This is a genomic window from Flagellimonas aequoris (assembly GCF_003584165.1).
GTDB classification, from domain to species: Bacteria; Bacteroidota; Bacteroidia; order Flavobacteriales; family Flavobacteriaceae; genus Flagellimonas; species Flagellimonas aequoris.
In genome coordinates, this window is record NZ_QXFJ01000023.1 from 520,953 (window position 1) to 529,810 (window position 8,858).

Genomic DNA, 8,858 nt, shown 5'->3' on the forward strand with positions numbered 1-8,858 from the left:
GTTAAAAGATTAAATTTCTTTTTGATTTTAAGGTCTCCGTGTCCAAGGGATATGCTGTAATGACCTTCGATATCTTGTTGATGGCTTTTATTTTCTGGACCAAGATGTCATCTTCCGCAGCATCCACTTTTAAAAAATAGTCCACCTCTTTCCGCTCCTTGATCAAATGATCGGTCCTTGTTGAAACGTTGTTCGCGAACAACCCCTCCGAGGGAATGATTTCCTCTACCTCACATTTGTTCGAAATCAAGGTCCAATACATATGGTTGAGCTCGTCGTCCCAATCGAACACAGCGTAGGTTTGGTTCTGATCCAGATGAAGGTCGTTCTTCATTCTTTTCAAGTGCAACCCGCAATTGGAATTTATGGCATAAGTGATGGCATAATCCTCCAAATTACTGTGTATGGCGATGAGCTGAAAGCTATCATCGAAAAAGTCGGCCGATATCTTGTGCGTTGTCAACATGCCTTAACACGAGCTGTAAATATAGTCTTAATCCGATTCAATGCCTAGTTATTACAAGACAATACACTTATAAATCAAACGAAAACGATTGAATTTACTATTATTTAAAATTATGGATTTTCTATTTTGTTCTGCAAGGCAAAATACGCGCGCTTGGATGCCTTTTCCTCCGCTTTCTTTTTGGAAGTAGCTCTTGCCTTGGCCAGGATACGGTCGCCAATGGTCAATTTTACGGCAAAATGTTTGAGTTCATCGTTGCCGGTATCCTCATAAACATGGTAGTTAAAAGGCTTTTTCTGCTTTTGGCACCATTCGATCACCAAGCTTTTATAGCTGATTACCTTTCCTTCCAACTGTTCAATGTCCACATAAGGTTCTATGACCCTTTCATGGATAAATTTTTCACAGTATTTGTAACCTCGGTCAAGATAGATGGCACCCACTAGGGCCTCGAACACATTTCCGTGAATGTTTTCCCCAAAATGCGACTTCGGTATCCTGCTTTCCACATATCGCAACAGGCCCAGATCCTTTCCCAATTCGTTCAGGTGCTTACGGCTGACCACCTTGGAGCGCATTTTGGTAAGATAGCCCTCATCTCCCTCGGGAACTTCGTTGTATAAATGTCTGGAAATAATGGTCCCCAACATGGAGTCTCCTAAAAACTCCAATCGCTCATAGTTCATCGGGTTCCCGCTGGAATCCTTTTGGTTCATGGAGCGATGCAAAAAGGCCTTTTTGTAGATGTTGATGTCCTTGGGTTTAAAACCAAGTATCCTTTTCATTCCCAAAAAAAAATCCCCATCCGAGTTTGGATGGGAATTGAATATTTTGGAGGTGAGTTTCATGTTACAAAACTACCCTATTTTTTTAAATAACACGCAAGCATTGTGCCCTCCGAAACCAAAAGTATTACTCATGGCAACCTTTACTTCCCTGTTTTGTGCCTTGTTCAAGGTCAGGTTCAACGATGGGTCGATTTCTTCATCCACTACACTATGATTAATGGTAGGTGGCACCAAGCTGTGTTCCATGGCCAATATGGAGGCAATGGCCTCAATGGCCCCTGCTGCTCCCAATAAATGCCCGGTCATGGATTTGGTAGAGTTGATGTTGATGTTGGGCGCGTGGTCTCCAAAAACTTTGGAAATCGCTTTCAACTCTGCCACATCCCCCAAAGGTGTTGATGTACCGTGCGTGTTGATGGCGTCCACATCCTCTGGTTTCAACCCTGCATTTTCCAAGCAGTTTTCCATCACTTTTACCACTCCAATTCCTTCCGGATGTGGTGCGGTCATATGGTAGGCATCACTGGAAAGTCCACCACCAAGTACTTCGGCATAAATCTTAGCGCCTCTTGCCTTGGCGTGTTCGTATTCTTCCAGAATAAGTGCCCCGGCACCCTCCCCCAATACAAAACCATCCCTTGTTGCATCAAAAGGTCTTGAAGCTGTTTCGGGACTTTCATTTCTTGTAGACAAGGCATGCATGGCATTGAATCCGCCCATACCTGCAATGGTCACTGCCGCCTCGCTACCTCCGGTAACGATAACATCGCAATGGCCCAAACGGATATAGTTGAGTGCATCTATCATCGCATTGGCCGAAGACGCACATGCTGAAACCGTGGTATAGTTAGGTCCCATGAACCCATGCTTTATGGAAATGTTCCCTGGAGCGATATCAGCAATCATTTTGGGGATGAAGAACGGATTAAAACGTGGTGTGCCATCACCTTGGGCGTAGCCAATCACCTCGTTCTGGAAAGTCTCCAATCCCCCGATTCCGGCACCCCATACAACGCCGACCCTAAATTTGTCCACATTGTTCAGGTCAATCCCAGAATCCGCAATGGCTTCATCGGAAGATACCAGTGCATATTGTGCAAACCTGTCGAGCTTACGGGCTTCTTTTCTGTCAAAGAAGTCGTTGGGGTCATATCCTTTTAACTCGCAGGCAAATTTTGTCTTGAACTTTTCGGTGTCAAAATACGTAATGGGCGCAGAACCGCTCTTGCCGGTCCGTAGTCCTTCCCAATAAGCTTCCAGATTGTTGCCAATTGGGGTCAATGCCCCCATTCCGGTAACCACAACTCGCTTTAACTGCATTGAACTATTTTTTTACCCTTTAGACCTAAATTATAAAAAAAATTATCCATGCGATCATCACCACATGGATAATTTAAAATCTTTAGTAATATATCATATAATTACTTCGCTTCTTCTATGTAGCTAATGGCTTGACCAACAGTAGCGATGTTTTCTGCCTGGTCGTCCGGTATTTGGATATCAAATTCTTTCTCAAACTCCATGATAAGTTCAACAGTGTCCAAGGAATCCGCCCCTAAATCGTTGGTAAAGCTGGCTTCAGCAACTACCTCATTCTCATCAACACCGAGTTTATCAACGATGATAGCCTTTACTCTTGATGCAATGTCTGACATAATTATTGTGGTTTTAAAAATTTTATCGTTGGCAAAAATATAAAACTTTGGATTAAATACATCATTTGTCGATAAAATGTGCTCCAAATTAAACTTCTTAAGGCTCAGTACCTTACTTTAGCCGCCTGAAGTTAGTCCAAAATCATATCAAATCCTAACAGATGAAACAAATTGTCATTTTGGCCTCTGGCAGTGGCTCCAACGCAGAGAACATCATTACATATTTTCAGGAAAGCCCTGGAATTGAGGTGGCAGCGGTACTTACCAATAAGAAAGAGGCAAAGGTCTTGGAACGTTGTGATAGACTTGGGGTTCCCGCTTTTTATTTTAACCGGACTTCCTTCACAAATTCTAATGCCGTGGTACAAGTGTTAAAAGGTTTTTCCGCCGATTTGGTGGTATTGGCCGGTTTCCTTTGGAAAATTCCAGAAAATATGATTGCTGCCTTTCCGAACAAGATCATCAACATACACCCAGCACTGCTTCCAAAATATGGTGGTAAGGGGATGTATGGCGAAAGGGTTCATCAAGCAGTAAAGGAAAACAGCGAAACCGAAACGGGCATCACCATTCATTATGTAAATGAACATTATGACGAGGGTGCCATCATCTTTCAGGCCAAGACCGCAGTAAACCCTTCAGATGATGCCAATAGCATAGCCGAAAAGGTACACCAATTGGAATACGAACATTTTCCCAAGATCATTGAAAAACTTTTGAGCTGATGGCGAAAAAAGCAAAGTTTTATGTGGTCTGGAAGGGCAAACACCCCGGGATTTTCGAATCGTGGGCAGATTGCAAGGCCCAAATTGAAGGATACAAGGGTGCCGAATACAAATCCTTTTCCTCTTTTGCCGAAGCCAAAAAGGCCTACAATGGCAACTATGCCGATTATAAAGGAACCACAAAGGGCAAATCGGAACTTTCGCAGCAAGAACTCCTAAAAATTGGGGATCCCAATTATAATTCCATAGCCGTGGATGCAGCTTCCAGTGGCAATCCCGGCAAGATGGAATACCGCGGTGTGGACACCAAAACCAAAAAAGTTCTCTTCCACCAAGGGCCTTTTGAGCAAGGCACCAGCAACGTGGGCGAATTCTTGGCTTTGGTACATGGACTTGCTTTTTTAAAGCAGAAAAAAAGTGACCGCATCCTATATTCCGATTCCAGGATTGCCATAGGCTGGGTACGAAAAGGCAAATGTGGCACCAAGTTGGATAAAACCTCAAAAAATGCCAAGCTTTTTGAACTCATAGAACGGGCAGAGGATTGGTTAAAAAAGAACCGTTACACCACCCCCATCGTAAAATGGGAAACCAGGGCGTGGGGTGAAATCCCTGCTGACTTCGGCAGAAAATAGTCGGTTGATTACCCTATTTTGTCAATTTTTTGCAAATGCTCCACCCATAGTACCATATGGAACTTCTATATCTTATATTTGCACCAAAATTCAGGGAATGGGCAAATTGCTGATTGTGGGATCTATGGCCTTTGACGCCATTGAGACCCCATTTGGAAAGACTGGCAGAATATTGGGCGGTGCCGGAACCTTTATTGGTCTTGCCGCCTCACAATTTAAACTGGATGCTGCCATCGTCTCCGTAGTGGGCGACGACTTTCCCCAGTCCTATATGGATATCCTAAAAAACAAGAACATTGACCTTACCGGTGTGGAAGTGGTGAAAGGCGGAAAAACGTTTTTCTGGGAAGGAAAATATCATAACGACCTGAATTCTCGCGACACCTTGGTCACCGAGCTGAACACCTTGGCCGATTTCAACCCAATCGTTCCCGCTGATTTTACTGCTGCAGATGTGGTCATGTTGGGCAACCTACATCCCAATATCCAAATGGGTGTAATTAATCAGATGGAAGAACGACCAAAGTTGATCATACTGGATACCATGAACTTTTGGATGAACAGTACTTGGGACGAATTGATGGCAGTGATCAAAAAAATTGATGTGATTACCATTAATGATGAAGAGGCGCGACAGATGACGAGTGAATATTCCTTGGTGAAGGCTGCAGCGAAAATTCAAGAAATGGGTCCTAAGTATGTGGTCATCAAAAAAGGAGAGCATGGTGCCCTGTTGTTCCATAAAGAGAACATTTTCTTTGCCCCGGCACTTCCTTTGGAAGAGGTTTTTGATCCCACCGGAGCTGGCGATACCTTCGCGGGCGGATTTGCCGGATATTTGACCGAAATGGGAAATATTTCATTCGAGAGTATGAAGAATGCCATCATCCATGGATCTAACCTAGCCTCCTTTTGTGTGGAGCGCTTTGGTACGGAACGCATGGTAGACCTGCAAAAACGCGAAGTAGATGCGCGTTTGATACAGTTTAGGGACTTGACACAGTTCAATATAGAATTAACATAAATACCTGCCCTGAAAATTTCGGGGCATTTTTATTTGGTTTATTATGAGTGATGCCATTAAGCACGAATGCGGAATATCATTGATCCGTTTGCTTAAACCTCTGGAATATTACCAGGAAAAATACGGTACGGCCTTTTATGGGGTGAACAAAATGTACCTAATGATGGAGAAGCAGCACAACCGCGGGCAGGATGGCGCCGGTTTTGCCAGTATAAAGTTGGACATGAAGCCCGGAGAGCGTTACATGAGTCGGGTACGGTCCGCACAGCAACAACCCATTCAGGATATTTTTGCCCAGATCAATCAGCGTATCAATACTACCCTTGCCGAAAATCCGGGACATGATAAGGACGTGGCCTGGCAAAAAAAGAACATCCCCTACATTGGCGAGTTGTTGATGGGACACGTGCGCTACGGCACTTTTGGAAAGAACAGCATTGAAAGCGTACACCCATTTCTACGCCAAAACAACTGGATGCATCGTAACCTGATCGTTGCCGGAAACTTCAATATGACCAATGTTGATGAACTTTTTGGGAATTTGGTGGAACTGGGCCAGCATCCCAAAGAAATGGCGGATACGGTGACCGTTATGGAAAAAATAGGTCACTTTTTGGATGATGCAGTGGCCAAACTGTACAAACAGATCAAAAAAGAAGGATTTAACAAAAGGGAAGCTTCCCCTTTGATCGCGGAACGGTTGAACGTGGCCAAGATCTTGAAAAAAGCTTCCAAGAACTGGGACGGTGGCTATACCATGGGTGGATTATTGGGCCATGGCGATGCCTTTGTGATGCGTGATCCTGCTGGAATCAGACCTGCTTATTATTACAAGGATGATGAAGTGGTCGTGGTGGCTTCGGAACGACCTGTGATCCAAACCGTTTTCAATGTGAAGTTTGAAGAGGTAAAAGAATTGGACCCCGGACATGCGGTCATTGTGAAGAAAAATGGAAGCGTTTCCTTGAAAGAAATCTTGGAACCCACCGAGCGCAAAGCGTGTTCGTTTGAGCGTATCTATTTTTCCAGAGGTAGTGATAAGGAAATCTATCAGGAACGAAAAAAATTGGGCAAATTGGTATTCCCCCAAATTTTGGAATCCATTGACCATGATTTAAAGAACACCGTGTTTTCCTATATCCCCAACACCGCCGAGACCTCATTTTTTGGGATGGTGAAGGAAGCCCAGAATTACCTCAACCTAAAAAAAGAGGAACAGATCTTGGCACTTGGTTCCAATATCACCCGGGAAAACCTGCATAAAATACTTTCGGTACGACCACGGATCGAGAAAGTGGCGATCAAAGATGCCAAACTAAGAACCTTCATTACACAAGATAGCAGCCGGGACGATTTGGTAGCCCACGTTTATGACATTTCCTATGGCTCTGTGAAGGAAAACGATAACCTGGTCATTATTGATGATAGTATTGTTCGCGGTACCACACTGAAACGAAGTATCCTGAAAATCCTCGACAGGCTATCACCAAAGAAAATCATCGTGGTGTCCTCTGCCCCACAGATCCGTTATCCGGATTGTTATGGTATTGATATGGCCAAACTGGAAGACTTTGTTGCCTTTAAAGCGGCACAAGCACTTCATGAAGAACACGGCACCACGCACAAGATCGAAGAAATCTATAAAAAGTGTTTGGCGCAGACCGCATCCAAGGACAAAGACGTGGTCAACTACGTGAAGGAATTCTATGCTCCCTTTACCCCTGACCAGATTTCCAAGAAAATTGCAGAAATCTTGAGTCCGGAAGGTATCAATGCGGAAGTGGATATCATTTACCAAACGGTAGAGAGCCTTCATGAGGCCTGTCCCAAGAACCTTGGAGATTGGTATTTTACCGGAGATTATCCCACACCAGGAGGTAACCGTGTAGTGAACAGGGCGTTCATCAACTTCTTTGAAGGGAAGAACGAAAGGGCGTATTAACGAATCATATATTAGGGATGCATAAGTGCATTTCATCGATGAAACTAGTAGATTGGCGGGTTTTTATGCGCTGGCAAACCCACAAACCTACTTTAGTATTGCCATAGCATAAGTAGGTTAAGTTCATGGTAAGATTTGGGGCAAAAAAGGTGGAAGCTATTCCACCTTTTTTATTTTATGGTTGTTCAAACTATCAACATAACTGATGGTTTTGTCCCGACAAATTGCCTTATTTGGATACTGTCAGAGCAACTTCTTCCTATTTATATCCAAACTTTCCGTACGATTTACTTAGGGTCTATTTTTGAGGTTTATTCGATTTTTATTCAAAAAAAGCTATATTGTCCTCGCTTTCCGTAGCAATATACCCCATACACCATTTTTTAATGTCCCTGTGCTCCGATCAATCTCGGGCCGGGCCTGTATGTTGTACCCCACAACTACCTTACTGTTTGATAACTTAACCTGACAAGGCATGAAAAGACTATGCTTGTACCCCATCGGGCTGCTGATGTTCCTTCTTCTGTTGAACGCATGTAGCCCTGGGGAGACACCGCCCCAAGAGGACGACCCAAAAGAACAGGACTCCATTCCATTAGATATCTCACTGGAACAGATGTCACTGCAGGATCTGAATGACGAACCTGTTCGTACGGCGATTTCCCGCTTGTCATCAATGGGCGGGACAACGACTTCCAAAAACATGGGTTCCGATCTTTATGGTTTTACCGTGGACACTTCCATGGTAAAGGTCATTACGCACGATGATGTGACATCCTATACTTTTCCGATAAAAAGGGACCGCAACGATGGCAGTTTCTTCGAGAACCTGGTGCTACAGCGGAATCCATCGGGCAACCTGCAGGCTTTTCTGGTCAGGTACCACCTAAAGGATGGTATCCGTGCCCTTGCCGAACACGGCTCCTTTTCCTTTGAGGGGAGAAGGGAACTGTTCTCCTTGGACCTGGAAAGACTGGATGTTGGCATTGTTGAAAAGAACGACACTTGCTATGACGTGGTGGAATTATGGTGCCACTTTGGGGGGACCGATCACCCCGCAGGGGAGATGTGCATTTTGGAGGCACAGCTCACGGGCGACGACCGGCTCTTCTACAAGGAATCCATGGTCTGTTTGATTGGGGGATCCGGTAGCGGCATTCCCGGGGAACCTGATCTGGGAAATGGGGAGGGCGGCAACGGTGGCGGGGCCGGGTTCGAGGACCCCTATATCATCACCGCGCCCACAAATGTCTCCCTCTACGAATTTCAGCTCAAGGAATTTGCCAGTGGAAAGCTGTCCCAAGCAGAAAGGGGATATTACAATTCCGACTCCAACATCAAGAACATCGTGGACGGATACCTGATCGACAACGGGGTCACCAACCTGGCCATGTTCAAGGCCAAGAACCACCTTTCCCTGGGACACGACCTCTCCCTAACGCCCCAACAGTTCGTATGGTATTTCCAGCACAGGGACTCCGGTGAAGTCGAGGACCTGAAGCAGTACCTGCAAGATCAGTCCAACTCCGCAAAGGCAAAAGCATTTGGGAAGGAGAGCATAAGCGCATGGATGGATAACGGAGAAGTGGATTTTGAGGAAGAGATCATTTATGATGCGGAACT

General features: G+C 44.8%; 9 protein-coding genes. 5 read left to right on the plus strand and 4 right to left on the minus strand.

Translation table 11 applies throughout. From position 1 onward, the window contains the following. Nucleotide 1: 1 nt before the first annotated feature. From D2U88_RS11045 to D2U88_RS11060, 4 genes are all read right to left on the minus strand, one after another. Entirely contained in the window at nt 2-466 is a 465-nt protein-coding gene (locus D2U88_RS11045) for an IPExxxVDY family protein (RefSeq protein WP_119640625.1), read from the minus strand. Between the two features lie 110 nt (nt 467-576). Then, nucleotides 577-1,314, minus strand: coding sequence for a ribonuclease III (rnc, locus tag D2U88_RS11050; RefSeq protein WP_119640626.1), 738 nt, complete (start codon nt 1,312-1,314; stop codon nt 577-579). Nucleotides 1,315-1,323: 9 nt separating this feature from the next. Further along, on the minus strand, nt 1,324-2,574 hold the full coding sequence (gene fabF / locus D2U88_RS11055) for a beta-ketoacyl-ACP synthase II (protein WP_119640627.1): 1,251 nt from the start codon (nt 2,572-2,574) through the stop codon (nt 1,324-1,326). Nucleotides 2,575-2,675: 101 nt separating this feature from the next. Then, entirely contained in the window at nt 2,676-2,909 is a 234-nt protein-coding gene (locus D2U88_RS11060; protein ID WP_009778413.1) for an acyl carrier protein, read from the minus strand. A 161-nt stretch (nt 2,910-3,070) separates the two neighbouring features. Here D2U88_RS11060 and purN point away from each other — a divergent pair, with 161 nt between their 5' ends. The 5 genes from purN to D2U88_RS11085 form a co-directional block, all read left to right on the plus strand. Further along, on the plus strand, nt 3,071-3,634 hold the full coding sequence (purN, locus tag D2U88_RS11065) for a phosphoribosylglycinamide formyltransferase (protein WP_119640628.1): 564 nt from the start codon (nt 3,071-3,073) through the stop codon (nt 3,632-3,634). Then, nucleotides 3,634-4,269, plus strand: a complete 636-nt coding sequence (locus tag D2U88_RS11070) for a ribonuclease H1 domain-containing protein (protein ID WP_119640629.1) — start codon at nt 3,634-3,636, stop codon at nt 4,267-4,269. The genes purN and D2U88_RS11070 overlap by 1 nt, the downstream gene beginning before the upstream one ends. A gap of 97 nt (nt 4,270-4,366) precedes the next feature. Then, the gene (locus D2U88_RS11075; RefSeq protein ID WP_119640630.1) at nt 4,367-5,293 is read left to right on the plus strand and encodes a PfkB family carbohydrate kinase; all 927 of its coding nucleotides are present in this window, start codon (nt 4,367-4,369) and stop codon (nt 5,291-5,293) included. A gap of 43 nt (nt 5,294-5,336) precedes the next feature. After that, complete coding sequence (locus tag D2U88_RS11080) at nt 5,337-7,235, plus strand: amidophosphoribosyltransferase (protein WP_119640631.1); 1,899 nt, start codon at nt 5,337-5,339, stop codon at nt 7,233-7,235. Nucleotides 7,236-7,710: 475 nt separating this feature from the next. Continuing rightward, nucleotides 7,711-8,858: hypothetical protein (locus D2U88_RS11085; protein WP_147378526.1), on the plus strand; the 1,148-nt coding region annotated here is incomplete at its 3' end.